Consider the following 20,636-nt stretch of genomic DNA (forward strand, 5'->3'; position numbering starts at 1 on the left):
CAGTCCTTTCAACGATTCTGTTCCGGGTTCCATTGGGCGTACCGCTGGCCGCGCAGAAACTGCCACAGGCCGATGCTCATCCCGGCGAGAGTTACCAGCAGGAACGCGGCGAGGCGAAAGGGCTTGGGCAAGCGGTGTTGCGAGTCCAGCAACCCGGCGATGGCAATCGCGTAGCCGAGCAGTTGCGCGATCAGGCTCAAGCGATAAAAGCCGTGGTCGTTCCACAGCCAGAAATTGCTCAGAAGCAACGGCAGCAGGAGGATGGGCGCCAGCCGGCGGATCAGTTTGTGGCTGATCAACGCTATCGAATACAAGCCATGCTTGAACGGGTTCAGCAATTCACGGCGTTGCGCCAGGCTTTGCAAACCACCGACGGTCACCCGCTGACGACGCCGGAATTGCTTGTCGGCTTCATCGACGCCGTGGTCGATCACTTGCGCTTCAGGCACATAGACAATGCGTTTGAACGCCACCGGCGCGCAGGTGCTGATAAAGAAGTCATCGTTGACCTCGGCGGGCACGTTCTGGAACAGCTCGCGGCGCAGGGCCAGCAGCGCGCCGTCGGCGGACACCATGCAACCGGTGCGATTTTCCACCCGGCGCAACCAGCCTTCGTAATGCCGGTACAGGCTGTCGCCGATGCTCAAGCCGCCGCCGGTGACCGGAATCACCATGTGCCCGGCGCAGGCGCCGACCTGTGGGTCGCACAGTGGCGCCAGCAGATACCCGAGGGTCTCGCGCGACCATTGGTTGTCGGCGTCGGTGAACACCAGGATGTCGCCGGTGCTGAGCGCCACGCCAGCGTTCAGCGTCGCGGCCTTACCTTGGCGCGGCAGGTCGAGCACGCTGATGCGCGGGTCGATGACTTTGTGCGCGCAGGCCACGGTGTCATCGGTCGAGCCGTCGCTGGCCAGAATGATTTGCAGCGAGGCCGGCTGATAATCCTGGGCCAGCAGGGTGCGCAACTTGTGTTCGATGTGCCGCGCTTCGTTGTGCGCGGCAATCACAATGCTCACGTTCATCGGTTCTGCCGGCCAATGCTGGCGCGCTGCAAACAGCGGCGCCAGCAGGGTCAGCAGCAGCGGGTAACCGAGGTACGCGTAAACCGGGAGCAACAGGCACAACCAGAAAATGAATTCAGCCACGGGCGGGCCTCCTGGCATTCCAATGACACAGGCTGAGGACAAGCGCGGCGCCGGCCAGGTGCAGGCGCACCCAATGCAGGCCCCAGAGTTGCAGGGTCAGGCAGGCGTTGTGGTGTTTGTGGCTCTGACGCACGCTCATGATCAACGCCGGCACGAACGTCAGCGCCAACATCACCGCCGCGTGGTGCGGGAAGCCATCGAGCAAGGCCGAGACCGCCATGAAATCCAGCAACCAGGCGACGAGCGACAGCAGCGGAAACCGCAGCAGGCGCAGGTTCACGCCATGGGTGCGGAGCAATTGCACGTGGCTGCTCTGGCGCCACATTTCCTTGCCCATCCACTCGCGCCAGTTCATTTCGTAACCCCAATGCAGGGCGACGCTGTCATTGACCGACAGGATGCGCGCGCCGGCCTCATGCAGGCGCAGGGTGAATTCCTTGTCTTCGCCGGTGCGCAGGGTTTCGTTGAAACCACCGACCTTGTCGAACCAGGCACGGCGCATCAGCAGGTTGGCGCTGGGCAGCCAGTCCACCGCACGCGCGCCATGGGCCGAGGGGCGCAAGGTGCGGCGTTGCCAGGCGGTGGCGTACCACGGCGCTTCGGCCGGGGTGTGCAAGTCCAGGCCAAACACATCGGCCTGGCCGGTGGCTTCGATGGCGATCAGCTGGGTGATCCAGTCTTCGGGCATTTCGATGTCGGCGTCGATGAAGCCCAGCCATTCACCGGTGGCGACGGCCGTGCCGCGATTGCGCAGGGCGCCGATCAGCAGGCCGGGGAGGGTCAGCACGTGCGCTCCGAACTGTCGGGCAATCTGCGGGCCCTGATCCTGCGAGCCGTTGTCGACCACGATCAGCTCGCACTGAAGATTGGCCGCGTGCGCGGCTTTTTGCGCGGCGAGCAACGTGCGGCCGATATGCCGGGCCTCGTTGTACATCGGAATCACGATGCTGATTCGGCTCATGCCTTGGCCTCCAGGGGTGGACGTTCTTCGGCTTTCAGACGCAGCACGCTGGTCAGCGCGAGCATGATCCACACGTATTTCTGGTTCGGTGCACTGAGGAACATCAGGAACAGGGTCAGCGACAGAAAACTCATGGCCAGGTGCGTCAGCAAATCCGCTTGCTCGCGATCCCCGCGCTGCATCCAGATCCGCCGTGCGCGGATCAGGTTGTACAAGCCGAGGCCCAGCATGCCGACGAACAACAGGCCGGCGGGAATCCCCAATTCACTGAAGATTTCGAGGTAGGTGTTGTGAGCGCGGCGGTACAGGTCGCCGATTTTGCGGTTGGCCGAAAACGCCTTGGCGTAACCGGTGGTGGCGTAGTGCAGCGGGAAGGTGCCGGGGCCGGAGCCGAGCAGCGGGTTCTCGCGGATCATCGCGCTGCCGACCACGATGTACGACGCTCGCCGGCCCAGCGATTCGTCATCGTGGCCCTTGGCGCCGGCGCTCAACACACTGAGCGACTGGATGCGAGCGATGTAACCCGCCGGCATCGCATAGATCGCCAGCGGAATCACAATCGCGGCGCCGAGCATGGCAAACCCCAGGTGCCGTGGACGGATGCGCGTCAACTCGGCGCGGTAATGCCAGGCACCGATGATCAAACTGAGAAACAGCACCACCAGCCCGGAGCGCGATTCGGTCTTGGTCATGCCGCCGAGCAACAGCAGGCAGCAACCGGCCCAGAACAGCCGGTGCAGCGTGTTCGGGCTGCGCACCACCAGCCACAGCCCCAGCGGCACCGCGAAGGCAATCAGCAACGCAAAGGCGTTCGGGTCTTCGAGCAGGCCGGCGGCGCGTCCCTGATCCTGATACTTGCTGGAAAACATCGCCAGCACGCAGGTCAGGGTGACGCTGAGCGTGACCAGTTTGGCGAACAGGTCCATGTTCAGTTCACGGCCGATCAACAGCGTGATTACAAACAGAATCAGGCCGACGCTGAGTTCGCGCAGATGCCCCATCGACATGCCCATGTCGTCGGTGTTTAGCAGGCTGAGCAGGTACAGCACCAGAAACCAGATCAGGTAACGCCAGATGTTGCTGCGCAGGCGTTCCGATGGAATCTGCCGCAGCGCCAGTTGCAGCATCAGGATCACGGCCAGCGATGCGCCCAGAAACTTGCTGCCCGATAACGCGTTGTCCTTGAAAAAACCCTCGAACGGCACCAGCGCCGCAATCCCGAGCAAACCCCAGGTGGGTTTGCGGTAGAGCACGGCGATACCGACCAGGCCCAGTACCGCGCCCGGCGCCAGGTACGGATAAGGACTGGCCAGCAAACCGAGGCAGACCAGGCCGAGCAGGCTGACGATCGAGAGCGGAAAAATCATGCACGTGCCTCCCGCGCAGTACGGATATAAAGCTGCGACCAGCGTTCGGCCAGGGCCTTGAGGTCGTAGCGATCCTGTTGCGTACGTTTTGCGTTGTCGATCAGCGTCCGGGCCAGCGCCGGCTCAGTCAGCAAGGTGCCGATCTGCCGGGCGAGGTCGGCGCTGTCGGCGGGTGTCGCCAGCAAACCGTTGTGCCGGTCTTGCAGCACATCGGGGATGCCACCGACGCCGAACGCCACCACCGGCACGCCGGCCTGCATGGCTTCGAGCAAAATCATTGGTGTGCCTTCGGTGCGCGAGCTGATCACCAGCGCGTCGAGTTGTCGCCACCACACGCCCATGTCGGTCTGATAGCCGGGCAGGGTGATGCGCGTGTCCAGACCAGCGGCGTTGATCCGCGCCAGCAGCGCTTCGCGCTCCGGGCCGTCGCCGAGCATCACCGCGTCCAGTTGCGGGTGTTGCCGACACAAGGGAATCAGCGCATCGAGAAACAGGTCCGGGCCTTTTTCACTGCTCAGGCGCCCGACGTACCCGGCCAGCCAACGCTGCCGATCAACGCTGTGGGCCAACACCCCGGCAGCGGCCGGCAAACCGTTGGGGATCACTTGCAGTTTGTCCGCCCGCACACTGGCCTGACGGCACAGCAGCGCAATGCTTTCGGCGACGCAGACCACGCGATTCACCGACGCGGTACGGCACAGTTGCAAACTCAGCCAGGTGTAGAACTTCTGCTTGCGACTGCGCGGCGTGAAGCCGTGCTGGGTAATCACCAGCGGCAAACGCAACAGCGTTGCGCCGACCCAGCCGAACAGCAGGCCTTTGAAATTGTGCGTATTGATCAGCGGTTTTTCCGCCCGGCGCTGACGCAAATGCGCAAGCAGCTCCCCCAGCCCCGCGCAACCGCGGCAATCCACGCCCGCTTCGCGAAACCGTGCGATCAGTTCTGGCGGCGCATCGAGAAACAGCACCTGGTGCTGCCCCGGCGTCGCCAGGCAATGGTCCAGCAGCATCCGCTCAGCCCCATAAAACCCACCGCTGCTGAGCAAATGAATGATCGGCAGGGCGGTGGCAGGGTTGAGCGGCGCGTTCAATTGCGCACCCAATGCACAAGGCTTGGCACCGACCAGTTCTTGTGCGGATTGGACGGCTCGACGTTTTGATCGTTGATCACCAACAGCACCGGCAAGCCCAGTTCGTGGGTGATTTGCGCCGGGGCCTTGAAGCGGTGATCGAAGAACTCACGCACATAGACCAGGGCAATCGCCAACAGCAAACCGGTGAACAAGCCAAAGGGAATGATCAGCCACGGCTTGGGAAACGCCGCTTCCGTCGGTTCGTACGGCGGGCTCAGCACCCGGGCGTTGGACAGGTCGTTGTCCAGCGAACGGGCGGTGCTGCTTTCGGCAAACCGCTGCGCGTAGGTCGAGAACGCCGCGTGCAAGGCGTCGATCTCGGTGTCCATCTGCCGCAGTTTGCTTTGGGTTTCCTGCAACTGGTGGATGCGGTTTTTGAACTCGGCGATGCGCGCGGTCTTCTGGTCGATCACCGAGCTGACAATCGCCAGGTCGTTGGTGCGTTCCTGAATCCGGTTGGCCACCACTTTCAAAAACTGCTGGCGGGTGCGGGAGATCTGCTCGCGGGTCAGCAGCATCGGTTCACTGCTGGGCTGGAAGATCGCCAGGTCGTTCATGTAGCGGCTGACCTGGGTGGTCAGCGCCTCACCCATCTGTTTGATCTCGCGGTCTTCAAACGCCACGTTGTCGACCGTGGTGGTGAAGGTGTAGGGGAAGGTGTAGTCGTTGAGCTTGTTATTGCTGGCGGCGGCCAGGCTGGTTTTCAGGTAATCGAGCCAGCGCTGGCTCTGCAACCGGCGGTCCTGATACAGGTTGAGCGCTTGCTCCTCGGTGTTGATCGCGTTGAGACGGAAGGTGATTTCTTCCTTCGGATCGGACGAGCCGACGCCTTCGAGCAAGGCCAGCCGAGTTCCTTCCAGGCCATCAAGACGCACCTGGTACTGATGCTTCTTGGTTTCGTAGAAGGTTTGCGGCAGGTCGATCGATTGCAATTCCTGACGGCTGGCCAGGTAGTTTTGCAGCAGGGCGGCGACAAACTGCGTGCCCTGATGCGGGTCGCCAAAGCTGTAGACGATCGAGATCACGTTGGAGCCGGGCAGGGTTTCGACCTTGAGTTTGTCCATGGCCTCCTGGGTCAGCGCATCCAGCGTGGTGTCACGCACCGGGTCGGTTTCCATGCCCAACGCCGATTTCACCGGGTTGATCACGTACTCGCGCAGCGGCGTGGTGACGAAGCGTTTGAACGGCTGCGACACCAGTTTGTTGAACACGCCAGGGGCAGGGGTGTATTCGCCCTTTTCGCGCAACTCGCTGATGGTCTGCCGAATCAGGGCTGGCGAGCGCAGGATATTGCTCTCGGTCTCCATGTCCGCCAGCGACGGCGGGATGAAGGTCGCGTTGTCCACGGTCAGGGACGTGGTGGCGTCGCCCTGGGAGAGTTTTTTCGACTGCACGATCACTTGCGCGGTGATATCGAAGCTCTGTTTGAGCATCAGCGGCAAGATCAGCGCGATGACTGCAAAGACCAGGAACACCCGCTTCACCAGTTGCTTGTTGGCGAAGAAGATCCTGAAGAACTCGTGCAGGTAGTTTTCCTTTGGATTCATGTCAGGTCACCTGAGAGTTAGTTGCTGTTGTCGTCTTTGTTGTCCAGGCGATAGCCGAAACTGAGGCCCACACCCTGGAACAACACCACGTCCGCCAATTGCCGTGCGAGCTCACCGGCGCTGGCCAGTTTGGTCTTCGGCACGTAGAGCATGTCGTCCGGTTGCAGGTAGGCGATCTGCGACGCGTCACCCGCCAGGGCTTTCTCGACGTCGTAACGCACGGCCTGCACCTGATTGCCGTTACGGCGCATGATCACCACCGAATCGAGCCGCGCCTTGGCGTTGCTGCCACGCGCCAGGGTCAGCGCTTCCAGCACCGAGACCGGCCGGCGGATCGGGTAGGAACCCGGTTGGCCGACTTCGCCCAGCACATAGATTTCGTTGCCGGCGGTGGATTTGAGCAGCACGTCGACGGTCATCCGCCCCGGCAGTTGCGCGTAGCGTTTGTTGAGGAAGGTTTCCAGCTGATTGACGGTCATACCTTGCAGCGGCACGGCGCCGATTTCCGGAAAACTCGCGTAACCGTCAGTGCCCACGGTGATCTCCCGGCTCATGCCGGTGGCGGGGTGGTTCAGCGCACTTTTCAGGTTTTGTTCGTTGGTCAGCGGGCTGATGATTTGCACCGTCAGCTGATTGCGGTTGGGCTGGAACAACTGTTTGCGTTGATAGACCCGCTGGATCTCCTCGCGCGCTTCGTCGCTGGTCAGCCCGGCGATTTTCACCGACGTGTTGGCGCCCGGCAGTTCGATGGAGCCGTCAGGCAGCACCAACTGATTGCCATTGAGCTGGCTGGCGGCGGTGAAATTCAGGCCGATCTGATCACCGGACTGCACGCGGTAAGCGTCCGAGCCGCTGGTGCTGATGTGGAAGATCACGTCCAGCACATCCTGGGGTCGCAGCGTCTGTTCGACCTTGGGCATGTCGGTGGCCTGGGCGTTGGCCGGTGAAGCCGTGAGGATCTGCACCGGCATGCTCTGGGTTTCGGTGTTGCTGGAGCAACCTGCAAGCGGCAGCAACAGCAGGACAAGCATCTTGGCGTTCATGTCGTCATCCTTTCTGGTTGCTTACAGGTTTTTGTACAGCCATTTCGGCATGTAGTACTTGCGCCGGTTGAACACGCTGCCGACCAGTTTTGCGCCGGCCTGGGTCAGCCGTTGCACGGCGGCTTGCGCCACTTCCCAGCGTGTGTCTTCGGAGCGCACGACCATGATCACGCCGTCCACCTGGGTGCTGATGACCAAGGTGTCGGCGGCGGAATACACCGCGTCGCCATCGATCACCACAAAGCGATACTGGCTGCCGAGCTGATCGAGCAACGGGCTCAGGCGTTCGGCGGTCAGGTGTTCGTTGCCGCGCACGTATTTGCCGTTGGGCAAGATGTCGAACGGCAGGCTCGCGACGCGCACCACACAGTCCTGCAACAACGGCGGGCTCTGGGTGTTGAACAGCAAGTCGCGAAAGCCGCGTTCCTTGCCCAGGCCCAACTGCTGGGTGAGATTGGTCGCCGACTGACTGGCGTCGACCAGCAACACCAGGCCGCTGCTCATTTGCGCCAGTTGGCTGGCCAGCGCCAGGGCGCTGGTGGTAGTGCCCGCGCCGGGGTTGGCGGCGGTCAGGAATAGGATCCGCAGATCTTGATCGAGCACGGTCGAGGTCAGATTGGACTCGCTCGGGTTCGCGATGGTCAGGCTTTTGGTTGATGAACCGTCCATTTAACTCGCTCCGTGGCCGCTGAACACTTTGAAGGGGGTTTTCAACAGGATCTTCAGATCAAGCAGCAGGCTCTGCTCGGCGATGTAGCTGAGGTCCAACTCAACGCGCTGGTCGAAGTCGATATTGCTGCGCCCGGAGATCTGCCACAGGCCGGTCATGCCGGGGTAGATGCTCAGGCGTGCAAGATGATTGTCCTTGTAGCGGTAGGCGTTGAACGAGGTCGGCCGGGGGCCCACCAGGCGCATGTCGCCGCTCACTACGTTGAACAGATTGGGTAACTCGTCGAGGCTGCTGCGTCGCAGGAAGCCACCGATGCCGGTGATGCGCGGGTCTTTGTCGATCTTGAAATCGATGGCGTCGGCCCCGTGTTTGTTGAGGTGGCGCAGCGATTCCTTGAGCTCCTCGGCGTTGGCGACCATGGTGCGGAATTTGAACATTCCGAACTTGCGCCCGCGGTAGCCGGTGCGTTGCTGCACAAACATGATCGGGCCAGGGCTGCTGAACTTGATCGCCAGCGCGAGGCCGATCAGCACCGGGGAAATCAGCACTAGAATCATCAGCGCGCCGAGACAGGCGACCACCCGGTTGGTGCGCGACAACGTCCACGGCCGCCCGCCGTCACGGCCGGTGATCCAGCCACGGCCCTGCATGTGAATCGCCGCGTCCATGCGGATCCGGTGTTCGGGGTCCAGGCGCTTGTCCCGGCGCAGCTGTTGCAGTGGCACACCTTTTTCATGTCCAGTCATAGAGTCCTCCGCTGAAGTTCAGCCGCAAGCGGCGCGTGGGCGATAGGCAGGGGGTAGTAATCACGGAACCAGGCAATAAAGCGCCCGAGTCCCTCGTCCAGCTCAATGCGAGGCTGAAAACCGGTGGCCCGCGCCAGGTCACTGGCGTCGGCGCAAGTGTTGAGCACATCGCCCGGTTGCAACGGCAGCAATTCGACGATGGCCTGTTGACCGAGGTGTTTTTCCAGCAGCGCCAGGTAGTCCTTGAGCTCCACCGGGTGCTGTCCGCCGATGTTGAAGAGGCGCCACGGCGCCATGCTGCTGGCCGGGTCCGGTTGCTCGCGGTCCCATTCGGCGTTGGCTTGCGGTGGCGCATCGATCAGGCGGGCGATGCTTTCGATGATGTCGTCGACGTAGGTGAAGTCGCGCTGGTGTTCGCCGTAGTTGAACAGCTTCAGCGGCGTGCCCTCGGCAATCGCCCTGGCGAACTGGATCGGCGACATGTCGGGCCGTCCCCATGGCCCGTACACCGTGAAAAAACGCAGGCCGGTGCAAGGAATGCCGAACAGGTAGCTGTAACTGTGGGCCATCAGCTCGTTGGCTTTCTTGGTCGCGGCGTACAGCGACAGCGGGTGGTTGACGCCGTCCTGCACCGAATACGGCGTGTGCTGGTTGGCGCCATACACCGAACTCGACGAGGCGTAGATCAGGTGTTGCACCGGGTGCCGGCGGCAGCTTTCGAGGACGTTGAGGAACCCGTGCAAGTTGCTGTCGAGGTAGGCCCGAGGATTTTCCAGCGAGTAGCGCACCCCGGCTTGCGCCGCGAGGTGGATAACGATTTCAGGTCGTTCGCGGGCAAACAGCGCCTCGATGGCCGACGCATCGGCCAGGTCAACCGTGTCGAGCTGGAAAGGGCCGACCTGCTCGCGCACCCAACTCACGCGATCGCGCTTGAGCTGCGGGTCGTAGTAGGCGTTGAAATTGTCGAGGCCGAACACCTGATGCCCGTCGCGCAACAACCGCAACACACAATGGGCACCAATAAAACCGGCCGCTCCGGTGACGAGTATCTTCATGGGCGCGGCGCCTCGGGAGCGATGTGCCGCAGGCCGATGCCGCTGTAGTGCAGGCCGGCGGCGGCCACCTGTTCCGGGTTGTAGAGGTTGCGCCCGTCGACGATGACCCGCGAACGCAATTTGCTCGACAGCAGGTCGAAATCGACCACGCGGAAGTTTTTCCATTCGGTGCAGATCACCAGCGCGTCGGCGTCTTCCAGGGTGTCGTCGCGGGTGGCGCACAAGTGCAAATCGCTGCGGTAGCCATAAATGCGCCGGCACTCGGACATCGCTTCCGGATCATAGGCCTGCACCGTCGCGCCTTCGGCCCACAACGCTTCCATCAGGTAGCGGCTCGGTGCCTCGCGCATGTCGTCGGTATTGGGTTTGAACGCCAAACCCCAGATGGCGATGGATTTGCCGGCCAGCCCGTTCGGGAACTGCGCCTTGAGTTTGCCGAAGAGGATGTGGCGCTGGGTGTCGTTGACGTCGGTGACGGCGCGCAGCAGATGCAGCGGCATGCCGTTGTGTTCGGCGGTGTGCAGCAGCGCACGCAAATCCTTGGGGAAGCACGAGCCGCCGAAACCGCAACCGGGGTAGATAAAGTGATAACCGATGCGCGGGTCCGAACCGATGCCTTTGCGCACCGCTTCGATGTCGGCGCCCAGCAGCTCGGTGAGATTCGCCAGTTCGTTCATGAAACTGATTCGGGTGGCGAGCATCGCATTGGCCGCGTACTTGGTCAGCTCGGCGCTGCGGTTGTCCATGAACATGATTTTTTCGTGGTTGCGGCAGAACGGCGCGTAGAGCTCGCTCATCTGCTCGCGGGCGGCCTCGTCCTGGGTGCCGACGATGATCCGGTCGGGACGCATGCAGTCGGCGAGGGCGCTGCCTTCTTTGAGAAATTCTGGGTTGGACACCACCCGCACATTCAGGGCGGTCTTGCCACGGCGTTGCAGTTCTTCGTTGGCGGTCGCCGCGACTTGATCGGCAGTGCCGACCGGCACCGTGGACTTGATGATCAGGGTGCGATCGGCCTCCATGTAACTGGCGATCTGCCGCGCCACATTCAGCACATGGCTGAGGTCGGCGGAGCCGTCTTCATCGGCGGGCGTACCGACAGCGATGAAAATCAGTTCGGCGTGCTCGACCGCATCGCTGGCCTGGGTGGTAAACATCAGTCGACCGGCCTTGATGTTCTCTTCCAGCGTCCCCGAGAGCCCCGGTTCACTGATTGGCGGCACCGCTTGTTGCAGTTGCTTGATCTTGTTTGGATCGATATCGACACATAAGACGCGATGTCCGACATCGGCCAGTGCCGCTGCTTGTATCAGGCCAACGTAGCCCGTACCAAATACGCTCACGTCCATATTGGCGTGCCTCGTAAGACGGTGGAGAGATCAGGAATGAGACTGTCAAAAGGGGTATAGCCCAGCCGTGGAAAAGCGTGTCAGCAAAATGACATGTTGTTTTGATACAAACCCCCCAATGTTGGGGGCGAATGGCCATCAAGTACTTGCTGTAGCTGGATTTGCAGCGGTTTTGACGGGTTTTTCACAATTTCAAGAAAACGATAAACGGTCGTAACGCTTTAAATACACGGGCTACAGCCCCGCATGTGTGTCAGATTTGAGTCAACGGTTTTTTGACGCTTTGTGTAAAAGTCCGACATTTCTTGCGCTTTGATGGCCCGGTGCTAGTGTCAAAAAATGGCCGACAATCTATTGGCCAAATGCCTTTGGCGAACACCGGGAAAACTATGATTCGTTACTTTAAAGAACTGCTGTTAGTTCTCTATTTACTTAAGAATTACGACTATTACCTTGAACGTCTGAGCGCGATGGGCATCGGATTTCCGGTGTTGCTGTTTGGCGGGATGTTTATTGCGTTGACCGTCGCGCTGTTTATGACGGCGTACATTCGCCAGACGCTGATCCGTCATCTATTTGCAGTGACGATGTTTGTTTCGGCGGTATTTTTTGACGTCTATACCCGCGTCACCGCCGATTACCTGACCTACAGCAGCTTTGTCTCGCTGGTGTATTCCGGTGGTTTCATCCAGGAAGCGGCTTACCAGTACCGCGATGCGATCATCAGCGCCCTGATCGGCGGTTTGCTGTTGTTGTTCGGCATCGGCCTCAAACCTCGTCGCCGAGTGCCGCTCCCCGGCGCACTGCTGGTGGCGGCCCCGGTGCTGGGCGTGTTGCTGCTGAGCGCGGTGCTGTTTGTGCGGGCCGGCGAGGGCGCTCGCGGACTGCCGATCATGTACACGCCACTGGCCTATCTGAACCTGTTCGCCTATGAATCCCTGCACAACACCGTCGGGCCGCGTGAGCCGATCAAATTGGCGCGCAGCGATCAACCGATCGGCCACGACATTGTGTTGATCATCGACGAGAGCATTTCCGGCAATTACCTGGACATCAACGCGCCGTTCGGGGTGCACAGCAATCTCAAGGAAGCGCGTCCGGGCGTCGAGATCTTCAACTACGGCTACGCCGCGTCCATTGCCAATTGCAGCGCCGACACCAACGTCACCCTGCGCTACGGTGGCACCCGCGCCGATTACACCCGCATCAACAGCACGTTGCCGTCGATCTGGCAGTACGCGAAACAGGCCGGCCTGCGCACCGTGTACATCGACGCCCAGCGCACGGGCGGCAACTTGCAGAACCTGATGACCGATGCCGAGAAAAAGGACATCGACGAGTTTGTGCAGTTCGACCAGACCAGCGTGCGCGACCGCGACATGGCGGCGGCGGCGAAGCTGATCGAGCTGCTCAACGACGGCAAGCCCGAGCTGGTGGTGATCAACAAGGTCGGCGCGCACTTCCCGGTGCACGACAAATACCCGGATGCGTTCATGGCCTACCGCCCGACGCTGCCTCGCGGGCAGTTTGTCGAAGTCGCGGACACCGGCAAACGGGATGGTTTCAACGGTCAGCCGGACGATTGGTTGCTGTACCGCAATGCCTACAAGAACACCCTGCTGTGGAACGTCGGCGAGTTTTTCTCACGGGTATTCGCCCAGGCGAATTTGAGCAATGCGCTGCTGATCTACACCTCCGACCATGGGCAGGACCTGCATGAGCGGGGCAATCCGGGACTCAATACCCATTGCGGCGGCGATCCGGTGGAGGAGGAAGGGCTGGTGCCGTTGGTGGTGATTCAGGGCGATCAGTTGCACACGCTGGATTGGCAGCAGGCGCTGGCGGCGAACAAGGATCGGTCGAGCCACTACAACATTTTCCCGACGCTGTTGCAGTTGATGGGGTATGACCTGGCGGGGGTTGAGGCGGTGTATGGCAAGCCACTGAGTGTGCCGACCGCCGACGACTTTACGTTTAACTACCGCTTCAATGCGCGGCTGGGGGCGAAGCCGGAGTGGAAGCACATTGATTTGAAAACCATTGTGACGCCGGGGCAGGCGCCGACGAATGTGGCGGCGGGGGAGTGAGTCTGTAAGGTTTTTTTTGGCTGTTCCGGCCCCTTCGCGAGCAAGTCGGATCGTCGCACCGCCGCTCCCACATTGGATTTGTGAACGACACAAATTCCCTGTGGGAGCGGGCTTGCTCGCGAAGGGGCCGGCCAATTCAACCGAGGCCCCGGGGTTACTGCCAGCGCGCTCGATACACCCCCGGCGCGCACCCCGACCAGCGCAAGAACGCCCGGTTGAAACTTTGCACATCGCTGTACCCCAACCGATCTGAAATCTCCACCAGCTCCAGTTCCCCGGCCTGCAACAAATCCTCGGCCCGGCAGCGCCGGTATTCATCCAGCAACTCGGAAAAACTCCAGCCGAGCGCCTTCAACCGCCGCGCTGCCGTGCGTTCCAGCAAGTGATGCTCGGCGCAGAACCGCTACCAACTGGCCCCGGCGAGGTCCGCGATCAAATGGTCGCTGACTTGCTCGAGCAAGGTCGGCTCGCTGTTGCGCCGGGTCTGCTCCAGCAACGCCACCAGCGTCTGTTCCAGCGCATGGTTGTCCGGGGTCAACGCGGCGACAAACAACAGTGGGTCCAGGCGAATGCAGTGCTGCGCCTGGCCCCACTGCACCGGCGCGCGAAACGCATGTTCGTGATCCTGAGGGCTGGCGGTGCGCGCCCGGTCCAACCCCACGCCTAGAATCGGATCACGCTCCAGCCCGCTGGCGAGAAACTTGCGCCGCAGCATGCTGCACAGGCTGATGAGGATGTAATCGGCGGTCGCGGCGCTGGCCCTGACGCTGCCGCAATCGATCAGGCGCAGCTCGACGCTGCCCTCGCCGCGCACAATTTGCGCCCGGAAATGCCCGTTGAAGAACGGAAAGAATTGCTCGAAATAGTCGCAGGCACTCTCCAGTGACGCCGCGGCGTCGAACAGGTACGTCAGGCCATTGGTCGCCGTGGAGACGAATCGCCGACCGGCCGCCAGGCCAATCAATGGATCGCCGGTCTGTTCCAGCGCCAACGCCCAGAAGCGTCGCGACAGGAACAGTGGAATACGCATGAACGGCGTGCGCAGTTCGAACAGGCTGCGCCGAAACAGGCTTTCGATGGTGTCCCGGGCAACGCCTCGGGCCAGCAGTTCTTCGATGGCTGGCAGCAAGGTCGGCGCATAAAACGCGTTGAGCAGGGGTTGATGGGGCAGTGGCTGATCGCTTTTTGTCATGTAGGGCTCACAGCATGTGTACGGACACTGGTTAGGCTGCGCGACGTTAAGCGATTTGCCGGAGCAAAACCATGCTTGATTTACGCCAGCTTGACCTCAACCTGCTGCTCGCCTTCGATGCGATTTACCAGCAGCGCAGCGTCACCCGTGCCGCCGAGGTGATGTGCCTGTCGCAACCGGCGATGAGCAACGCGCTGCGGCGCTTGCGTGAATTGTGTGGCGATCCGCTGTTCATCAAAAGCCGTCTCGGCGTGACGCCGACGCTGGTGGCGCACCGTCTGGCCGACTATGTGCGTGCCGCCCTGGAGTCATTGCGCGACGGTTTGCGGATGATTCCGGCCGCGCGGCAAAACAATCCGTTATTGCGCATCAGTTGCCTGGATTGCCTGCAACCGGTGTTGCTCGATGCCTTGCTCGAAGCGCCGCATGCCGACTGGCAAGTGCGTTATTTCCAGCCGCGTCGGCGCGATGCCTTGCAGGAACTGGCGAGCGGCAAACTCGACATCCTGATCGATCTCGATCAACCGCTGGCGGGGATTGCCGGGCTGCACAAGCAGGTGCTGCCCGCCGACCGCTACGTGTTTGCCTACGGCGCCGGGCTCAAAGAGCCGCCGCGCACGCTGCAGGCGTATCTGCAGCAGCCGCAGATTCAGATTTCCAGCCGTCGCGACGGTCTGAGTCCGGTGGATTTGCACCTCGGTTTGAAAAGCTTGCGCCGAACGATTGCCGTCAACACCCAGAGCACCTTGGCCGGCAAGCTGATTGCCGATCGGCAGCCGTTCGGCATGAGTCTGCCGAGCCGGGTCGCCACAGTGCTGGGGTTGCAGCAGGTGCCGCTGCCGCTGGACGAACCGGTGGAGTTGAAACTGGCGCTGTACATCGAATCGCGTTACCGCTTCGAGCGCAGCCGCGAAGAAGCGATGCACTGCCTGCTGCGTGCGCTAGGCGAACCGCGGGCGATGCAGTCGCTCGCGCGCCGTGCCTGACCAGAGCACCGCATCGAACCCGGGGGCAGCGGGCTGGCTCGCGAAAGCGGTTTTTCGGTCAACCGTGATGTGAAGTGCATGCTCGATCCCACGGGGTGAGCGGGCTACGGCTGACTCACTGCCAGCAATCGCTGATCGACCGCCAGAATCGCATCGACCATCGCCAGTGCCGCCGGCGTCAGTGAATAACCGGCGCGGCTGACAATGCCGTAATGCAATTGCAGGCCGGGGTCATCGCTTGGCACGTCGACAAAATCCAGCAGCCGGATGTGGCCCTGTTCCACCCTTTCAGCGAGGGCTTCCATGGTCGCGAGGCCGATGGCATCGGAGCGCATGACCACGCGGCGGATCGCATCGAATTGCGCGCACTCGACACTGGGGTTGAAGTCCGGTTCGCCCTGGATGTCAGCAAGAATTTTGCGGATCATCGGCGGAATCCGCGTGCCGACCACGGCGTAGTCGAGCAGGGCGCGCAGCGACAGTTGTTCACGGTTCGCCAGCGGGTGATCGATCCGGCAGAAAAATCGCCCACGACGGGGGCGCAGCAGTTGCACCTGATACTGCGGATCGCCGGTGAAGTAACGCGAATCCGCCACCAGGAATTCAATCTGTTGCTCGCGCAGCCACAGCGCCAGTTGCTCCCAATCGCCGAGGTGGAAACGGGTGCGAATCGCCGGGTGCGCACAAATGAACTCGGCCAGCGCCTCGGGCACCAGCAATTGCGCCGGGTAGGGGCCGCTGCCGAAATGCAGTTCACCGTCGGTCAGGCCGTTGTACTGCGTCAATTCGTTGTGCAGTGCCTGACTGCCAGCGAGCAGGCGACGGGCGTGTTGCAGCACCAGTTCACCCTGGCCGGTGAGGCGAAATTCGCGGCTGCTGCGTTCCACCAGCGTGCAATCCAGATCGCGCTCCAGGGTCTGGATGCTGCGACTGAACGCTGGCTGGCTGAGGTTGATCGCTTCGGCGGCGCGGCCAAAACTGCGGTAATCAGCGAGGGCCACGAGGTGGCGAAGCTGGCGTAGATCCATCATGCGTCTCCTGCATTTTGCGAATACTTTTAATGCATTTGATCGATAACACGACGGCTGGCATAAGTACAACCCTTGCCCCTTTGCCGTAGCCTGCCATGCCTGATCAAACGTTCGCCTCCAGCGCTTTTACCCGCACTATTCTCAGCCACGCCAGGCAGTCCGGCTTGTGTCAGGACCAGCTCCTGCAACGCGCCGGCATTTGTCTGTCGTTGCTCGACAGTCAGCACCAGCGGGTGCCGGCGCACCTGGTCGAACGGCTGTGGCGCGAGTGCGAAAGTGCCGGTGTCGGGCCGCTGTTTGGTTGTGAACTGGTCAACAGCATGGCGACGACGTGCCTGCAAGGGTTGAACATTCTGCTGGATTCGGCCGCCACCCTGCGTGACAGCCTGGAATGCTTTGTCGAGTTTGTGCCGCGAGTGACCAACTACGTCGTGGCTGAATTGGAGGAGGGCGAAGCGGTATGCCTGCACCTGCGCGCAGCTGGCGCGTTGCCGCATTTCTTCGGGCTGGACGCGGCGACGTTGACCTTGGTGCGCAATATTGCGCGCCGCGTCGGACGGGCGCCGGGGGAGGTGTTTGTGCAGGTCAACCTGACGTCGCAGCAAGCGGCAGGCGACTGGTTGCGCAGTGTTGGTGTGGCGGTGGAAGAGGGCTTGCATCCGTGCTTGACGCTGTCGGCGGCCAGTCTTGATGAGCCGTTGTTGGGGGCGAATCCGTTTTTGCACCAGAGCATGCGGCGGCATTGGCAAACCGAGGCGGCGCAGCATGTGCGCAGTGACAGCCTGGAGATGGCGCGGCATTGGCTGACGGCGGGAGACCAGCCGATCGAGCGGATTGCCGAGCGGTTGGGTTATCGGCAGCCGAGTAATTTTATTCGGGCGTTTCGCAAGCAGTTCGGGATCACGCCGAAGCAGTTCCGGCTGGGGTTGTAGAGATCAAAAGCGGCAAGCGAGCGCCCCATCCTGTGGGAGCGGGCTTGCTCGCGAAGCCGTTGCTGTCGACTTTGATCCCCCAGCCCCGATCCCGGCCAAAAGACTCGGATCACCCCGATGATTACTTTTTGTCAGCCACCGCTTGCGCCTGTCAGCCAATAGTTGGGCACCGTGTCGGGGCTGAGTAATCCTGACCGGAGCCTAATAATGATAAGAATGAGCTCGGCCAAAGCCGGAGTCCGTCCGCGGCTTCATCGGCTTGGCCACCGCCCGCAACCCTTTGCGCTGGCGATTCTTGCTGCCTTGAGCAGCCCCACTTACGCCACCACTGTCGACATCAACGAAGACTGGAGCCTGTCGACCAAAACCACGCTGAGCCTGGGCAGCAGTTGGTCGACGCAGAACCCTTCCAAAAGCATGATGACCCGCGCCAACGCCCTGCAAGCCCAAGGCGTAAACGCCGACGGCAGCAGCGTCAGCGCCGACGACAACCGGCTGAATTTCGAGAAGGGCGATCCGATCTCGCAGCTCTTCAAGGGGCTCACCGATTTCAGTCTCGATGGCCAGGGCCAGGGCGCGTTCATTCGCTTCAAATACTGGTACGACCACGCCTATGAAACCCGCAAGGCTCGCTTCAAGGATTTCGACGATTCGGGTTGGGACGACCTGTCCAAGTTCAAGGGCTTCCAGATGCTCGACGCCTACGTCTGGAAAGACTTCGAGGTGGACGAACATCCGTTGACCGTGAAGGTCGGCAACCAGGTGTTGTCGTGGGGCGAGTCGTTGCTGATCCAGAACGGCATCAACGTGATCAACCCGCTGGACATCTCCGCGTTCAACCGCCCGGGTGTGGAGATCAAGGAAGGGCAGTTGCCGGTGGAGATGGTGTCGTTCAGCTTCGGCCTGACCGACAGCCTCAACCTTGAAGGTTTCTACCAGTACAACTGGCGCCCCAGTGTGCTCGACGGTTGCGGCACTTTCTTTGCCAGCAGCGATGCGATCCAGAAGGGTTGCGGGCCGCTTTACCTGAGCCAGGTGCAGACCGACCAGCAGATGCAGGCTGCCGGGTTATACGCGTATTCCAGGGGCAACGAATCACCGTCCGACAACGGCCAGTTCGGCTTCGCCCTGCGCAACATGATCCACGCGCTGAACGACGCCGAAGCCTCGATCTACTACATCAACTATCACTCGCGGTTGCCGTATTTCACCCTCGACGCGCGGAACACCAGCCTGCCTGGCACCTTCCCCGGTGGCATCCAGGCGCCCAGTTACGCGGCGGCGTTTCCGGAGAACATTCACCTGTACGGCATCAGCCTCAGTGGCGTCGAACCGAACAGCGGCATTTCGCTGGCTGGCGAGTTGAGCTATCGGCCGAACATGCCGCTGGCGATCAACGCGCCAGACATCAACGTGGCCGTGATCTCCGGGCCGAGTGGCAGTTCGTGGGTCGATCTGCCGCCGGGTTTCAGCACCACCAACGGCAGCCGTTACGACGGTTGGGTGCGCAAAGGCGTGTGGCAGGCCACCGCCTCGGCGACCCAGGCCTTCGACAATATTCTGGGCGCGACCCGCCTCAGTCTGTATGGCGAGGCCGGGGTCGTGCACATCGACGACCTGGGCGATGAGCGTCTGGGCCGCAACGCCGCGTTCGGTCGCAGCGCGCCACGCAACGGCACGCTGTGCAACACCGTGGCCTCGGGCGTGACCAACCAATATTGCACCGACAAGGGGTTTGCCACCGATTGGTCGTGGGGTTATCGCCTGCGCGCCAGCCTCGAATACAGCGACGTTCTGCCCGGGGTCAACCTGATTCCGGCCGTCAACTGGCGGCATGACGTCTCGGGTTATTCCTACGATCCGCAAGGGCCGTTTCAGCAAGGCCAGCAAGCGCTGGGCCTGAGCCTGACCGGCATCTACATGAACGATTACAGCGTGGAACTGGCTTACAACGCGTTCTTCGGTTCCAACGATTACAGCACCCTCGACGACCGAGACTTCGCATCCGTCAGCTTCAAGGCAGACTTCTAAGGAGAACCGTAATGCGTATGCAATTGTGCGTGCTGGCGCTGGCCTGCACTGTCGGCATGGCCCAGGCCAAAGGCACTGACCCTGCCGCCCTCGGCAAAACCCTGACGCCCATGGGCTCGGAAATGGCGGCCAACCCCGACGGCAGCATTCCGGCCTGGACGGGAGGCCTGGCGAGTAACGCTGGCACCGTCGACAGCAAGGGCAGTTACAGCGATCCGTACGCGGCCGAAAAACCGTTGTTCACCATCGACTCGAAGAATGTCGCCCAGTACCAGAAGTTTCTCAGCCCCGGCCAGATCGCCTTGTTCAAGCGTTTTCCCGACAGCTACAAGATGAACATCTATCCGACGCACCGCAGCGCCACGCTGCCAAAAGAGGTGCTGGCGCAGAGCCGCGACAACGTCGCCAAAACCAGCATGGCCGATGGCGGCAACGGCTTGCATGACTATGCGCGAGGCATTCCGTTTCCATTGCCCACCGAAGGCCTGGAGGTGATGTGGAACCACATGACCCGTTATCGCGGCGGCAGTTACGAGCGCATCAGCAGCTCGGCGCTGGTACGTGAGAACGGCGCCGCCAGTTACGTGCGCAACCAGTCGCTGATCAACTTCGCCGACACCGTGGGCGGTCTTGAGCCGGGCGCCAACATCCTGTTCATGTTCAAGAGCCGCGTGCTGGAACCGGCGCGTTTGTCCGGTGAAGCGGTGTTGGTGCACGAGCCGATTGACCAGGTCGCCGAACCTCGCTCGGCGTGGCAATACCTGCCGGGTCAGCGTCGGGTTCGTCGCGCGCCGATGATCGCCTACGACAACAGCGCGCGTTACAGCAATGGCTTGATCACCGCCGATAACATCGACGGCTACAATGGCGCGCCGGACCGTTTCGACTGGAAACTGATCGGCAAGCAGGAGCTGTTCATCCCTTACAACAGCTACAAGATCGGCAGCCATGCGCTCAAGTACGACGAGGTGATCAAGCCCAATCACATCAATCAGGACCTGGCGCGTTACGAGAAACACCGGGTGTGGGTGGTCGAGGCCACGCTTAAACCCAATGCCCGGCACATCTACGCCAAACGGCGCTTTTATGTCGACGAGGACAGCTGGCAGATCGCTCAATCGGACCAGTACGACAGTCGTGGCGAACTGTGGCGCAGCGGTGAGTTGCACGCCATTCAGCAGTACGACCATGGTTTCACCTACAACGTGCTGGAAACCTCCTATGACCTGATTTCCGGGCGTTACTACGCCGGTGGCCTGGCCAACGAAGAGACCGAGCCGATGCGGGTCGGCTTCGCGGCCAAGACCGATGACTACACCCCGTCGGACCTGCGTCGCTGGGCTAAATAAGCGCAATTTCCA

Annotated in this window: 17 protein-coding genes and 1 pseudogene; 5 read left to right on the plus strand and 13 right to left on the minus strand. The window is 61.6% G+C overall.

Annotated features, from left to right (window positions below; genetic code table 11):
- Positions 1 to 8: 8 nt before the first annotated feature.
- Genes ACQKP4_RS03430 through ACQKP4_RS03475 form a run of 10 tightly spaced genes read right to left on the minus strand, consistent with a single transcriptional unit; the run spans position 9 to position 11,016 of the window.
- On the minus strand, positions 9 to 1,145 hold the full coding sequence (locus tag ACQKP4_RS03430; RefSeq protein ID WP_427630416.1) for a glycosyltransferase: 1,137 nt from the start codon (positions 1,143 to 1,145) through the stop codon (positions 9 to 11).
- Positions 1,138 to 2,106 (minus strand): glycosyltransferase, encoded by a 969-nt coding sequence (locus ACQKP4_RS03435; RefSeq protein WP_427630418.1) that lies wholly within the window; start codon positions 2,104 to 2,106, stop codon positions 1,138 to 1,140. The genes ACQKP4_RS03430 and ACQKP4_RS03435 overlap by 8 nt, the downstream gene beginning before the upstream one ends.
- The gene (locus tag ACQKP4_RS03440) at positions 2,103 to 3,473 is read right to left on the minus strand and encodes an O-antigen ligase family protein (RefSeq protein WP_427630420.1); all 1,371 of its coding nucleotides are present in this window, start codon (positions 3,471 to 3,473) and stop codon (positions 2,103 to 2,105) included. The genes ACQKP4_RS03435 and ACQKP4_RS03440 overlap by 4 nt, the downstream gene beginning before the upstream one ends.
- Complete coding sequence (locus ACQKP4_RS03445) at positions 3,470 to 4,564, minus strand: glycosyltransferase family 4 protein (RefSeq protein ID WP_427630422.1); 1,095 nt, start codon at positions 4,562 to 4,564, stop codon at positions 3,470 to 3,472. Before ACQKP4_RS03445 ends, ACQKP4_RS03440 begins: the two co-directional genes overlap by 4 nt.
- Entirely contained in the window at positions 4,561 to 6,153 is a 1,593-nt protein-coding gene (locus tag ACQKP4_RS03450) for a GumC family protein (RefSeq protein ID WP_427630424.1), read from the minus strand. The genes ACQKP4_RS03445 and ACQKP4_RS03450 overlap by 4 nt, the downstream gene beginning before the upstream one ends.
- 17 nt (positions 6,154 to 6,170) lie before the next feature.
- Entirely contained in the window at positions 6,171 to 7,196 is a 1,026-nt protein-coding gene (locus ACQKP4_RS03455) for a polysaccharide biosynthesis/export family protein (protein ID WP_427630426.1), read from the minus strand.
- 21 nt (positions 7,197 to 7,217) lie between these two features.
- Positions 7,218 to 7,865: a CpsD/CapB family tyrosine-protein kinase gene (locus ACQKP4_RS03460; RefSeq protein ID WP_427630428.1), complete on the minus strand. Its 648-nt coding sequence runs from the start codon at positions 7,863 to 7,865 to the stop codon at positions 7,218 to 7,220.
- Complete coding sequence (locus ACQKP4_RS03465) at positions 7,866 to 8,612, minus strand: sugar transferase (protein ID WP_427630430.1); 747 nt, start codon at positions 8,610 to 8,612, stop codon at positions 7,866 to 7,868.
- Entirely contained in the window at positions 8,609 to 9,667 is a 1,059-nt protein-coding gene (locus ACQKP4_RS03470; protein WP_427630431.1) for an NAD-dependent epimerase, read from the minus strand. The genes ACQKP4_RS03465 and ACQKP4_RS03470 overlap by 4 nt, the downstream gene beginning before the upstream one ends.
- Positions 9,664 to 11,016 (minus strand): UDP-glucose dehydrogenase family protein, encoded by a 1,353-nt coding sequence (locus tag ACQKP4_RS03475; protein ID WP_427630433.1) that lies wholly within the window; start codon positions 11,014 to 11,016, stop codon positions 9,664 to 9,666. Before ACQKP4_RS03475 ends, ACQKP4_RS03470 begins: the two co-directional genes overlap by 4 nt.
- A gap of 389 nt (positions 11,017 to 11,405) precedes the next feature.
- On the opposite strand from ACQKP4_RS03475, the gene ACQKP4_RS03480 reads away from it, so the two are divergent.
- Positions 11,406 to 13,103, plus strand: coding sequence for a sulfatase-like hydrolase/transferase (locus ACQKP4_RS03480; protein WP_427630435.1), 1,698 nt, complete (start codon positions 11,406 to 11,408; stop codon positions 13,101 to 13,103).
- A 154-nt stretch (positions 13,104 to 13,257) separates the two neighbouring features.
- Here the strand turns inward: ACQKP4_RS03480 and ACQKP4_RS03485 are convergent.
- Both ACQKP4_RS03485 and ACQKP4_RS03490 read right to left on the minus strand, forming a co-directional pair.
- Positions 13,258 to 13,488 (minus strand): annotated as a pseudogene (locus tag ACQKP4_RS03485) (helix-turn-helix domain-containing protein); the annotation flags it as partial.
- An 18-nt stretch (positions 13,489 to 13,506) separates the two neighbouring features.
- Positions 13,507 to 14,295 carry an AraC family transcriptional regulator ligand-binding domain-containing protein gene (locus ACQKP4_RS03490; RefSeq protein WP_427630437.1) on the minus strand — a complete coding sequence of 263 codons (789 nt, stop codon included), beginning with the start codon at positions 14,293 to 14,295 and terminating at the stop codon, positions 13,507 to 13,509.
- Positions 14,296 to 14,366: 71 nt separating this feature from the next.
- Here ACQKP4_RS03490 and ACQKP4_RS03495 point away from each other — a divergent pair, with 71 nt between their 5' ends.
- Positions 14,367 to 15,281 carry a LysR family transcriptional regulator gene (locus ACQKP4_RS03495; RefSeq protein WP_427630439.1) on the plus strand — a complete coding sequence of 305 codons (915 nt, stop codon included), beginning with the start codon at positions 14,367 to 14,369 and terminating at the stop codon, positions 15,279 to 15,281.
- Positions 15,282 to 15,385: 104 nt separating this feature from the next.
- Here the strand turns inward: ACQKP4_RS03495 and ACQKP4_RS03500 are convergent, their stop codons facing one another.
- Positions 15,386 to 16,309 (minus strand): LysR family transcriptional regulator, encoded by a 924-nt coding sequence (locus ACQKP4_RS03500; protein WP_427630441.1) that lies wholly within the window; start codon positions 16,307 to 16,309, stop codon positions 15,386 to 15,388.
- Between the two features lie 98 nt (positions 16,310 to 16,407).
- Between ACQKP4_RS03500 and ACQKP4_RS03505 the strand changes: the two genes are divergently transcribed.
- The 3 genes from ACQKP4_RS03505 (at position 16,408) to ACQKP4_RS03515 (ending at position 20,624) form a co-directional block, all read left to right on the plus strand.
- The gene (locus ACQKP4_RS03505; protein WP_427630443.1) at positions 16,408 to 17,244 is read left to right on the plus strand and encodes a helix-turn-helix domain-containing protein; all 837 of its coding nucleotides are present in this window, start codon (positions 16,408 to 16,410) and stop codon (positions 17,242 to 17,244) included.
- A 207-nt stretch (positions 17,245 to 17,451) separates the two neighbouring features.
- Positions 17,452 to 19,275: a DUF1302 domain-containing protein gene (locus ACQKP4_RS03510; protein ID WP_427630444.1), complete on the plus strand. Its 1,824-nt coding sequence runs from the start codon at positions 17,452 to 17,454 to the stop codon at positions 19,273 to 19,275.
- 11 nt (positions 19,276 to 19,286) lie between these two features.
- Positions 19,287 to 20,624 (plus strand): DUF1329 domain-containing protein, encoded by a 1,338-nt coding sequence (locus ACQKP4_RS03515; RefSeq protein ID WP_427630446.1) that lies wholly within the window; start codon positions 19,287 to 19,289, stop codon positions 20,622 to 20,624.
- Positions 20,625 to 20,636: the final 12 nt, after the last annotated feature.

Origin of the sequence: Pseudomonas sp. NPDC086278 (assembly GCF_050280905.1) — a bacterium.
Lineage (GTDB): Bacteria > Pseudomonadota > Gammaproteobacteria > Pseudomonadales > Pseudomonadaceae > Aquipseudomonas.

Bases quoted from the DNA above. Each gene is read 5' to 3' on its own strand.
- ACQKP4_RS03510 (WP_427630444.1), top strand. From the start codon at position 17,452: ATGATAAGAATGAGCTCGGCCAAAGCCGGAGTCCGTCCGCGGCTTCAT.
- ACQKP4_RS03480 (WP_427630435.1), top strand. From the start codon at position 11,406: ATGATTCGTTACTTTAAAGAACTGCTGTTAGTTCTCTATTTACTTAAG.
- ACQKP4_RS03490 (WP_427630437.1), bottom strand. From the start codon at position 14,295: ATGACAAAAAGCGATCAGCCACTGCCCCATCAACCCCTGCTCAACGCG.
- ACQKP4_RS03440 (WP_427630420.1), bottom strand. From the start codon at position 3,473: ATGATTTTTCCGCTCTCGATCGTCAGCCTGCTCGGCCTGGTCTGCCTC.
- ACQKP4_RS03495 (WP_427630439.1), top strand. From the start codon at position 14,367: ATGCTTGATTTACGCCAGCTTGACCTCAACCTGCTGCTCGCCTTCGAT.
- ACQKP4_RS03470 (WP_427630431.1), bottom strand. From the start codon at position 9,667: ATGAAGATACTCGTCACCGGAGCGGCCGGTTTTATTGGTGCCCATTGT.
- ACQKP4_RS03515 (WP_427630446.1), top strand. From the start codon at position 19,287: ATGCGTATGCAATTGTGCGTGCTGGCGCTGGCCTGCACTGTCGGCATG.
- ACQKP4_RS03435 (WP_427630418.1), bottom strand. From the start codon at position 2,106: ATGAGCCGAATCAGCATCGTGATTCCGATGTACAACGAGGCCCGGCAT.
- ACQKP4_RS03475 (WP_427630433.1), bottom strand. From the start codon at position 11,016: ATGGACGTGAGCGTATTTGGTACGGGCTACGTTGGCCTGATACAAGCA.
- ACQKP4_RS03500 (WP_427630441.1), bottom strand. From the start codon at position 16,309: ATGGATCTACGCCAGCTTCGCCACCTCGTGGCCCTCGCTGATTACCGC.
- ACQKP4_RS03455 (WP_427630426.1), bottom strand. From the start codon at position 7,196: ATGAACGCCAAGATGCTTGTCCTGCTGTTGCTGCCGCTTGCAGGTTGC.
- ACQKP4_RS03505 (WP_427630443.1), top strand. From the start codon at position 16,408: ATGCCTGATCAAACGTTCGCCTCCAGCGCTTTTACCCGCACTATTCTC.
- ACQKP4_RS03450 (WP_427630424.1), bottom strand. From the start codon at position 6,153: ATGAATCCAAAGGAAAACTACCTGCACGAGTTCTTCAGGATCTTCTTC.
- ACQKP4_RS03460 (WP_427630428.1), bottom strand. From the start codon at position 7,865: ATGGACGGTTCATCAACCAAAAGCCTGACCATCGCGAACCCGAGCGAG.
- ACQKP4_RS03465 (WP_427630430.1), bottom strand. From the start codon at position 8,612: ATGACTGGACATGAAAAAGGTGTGCCACTGCAACAGCTGCGCCGGGAC.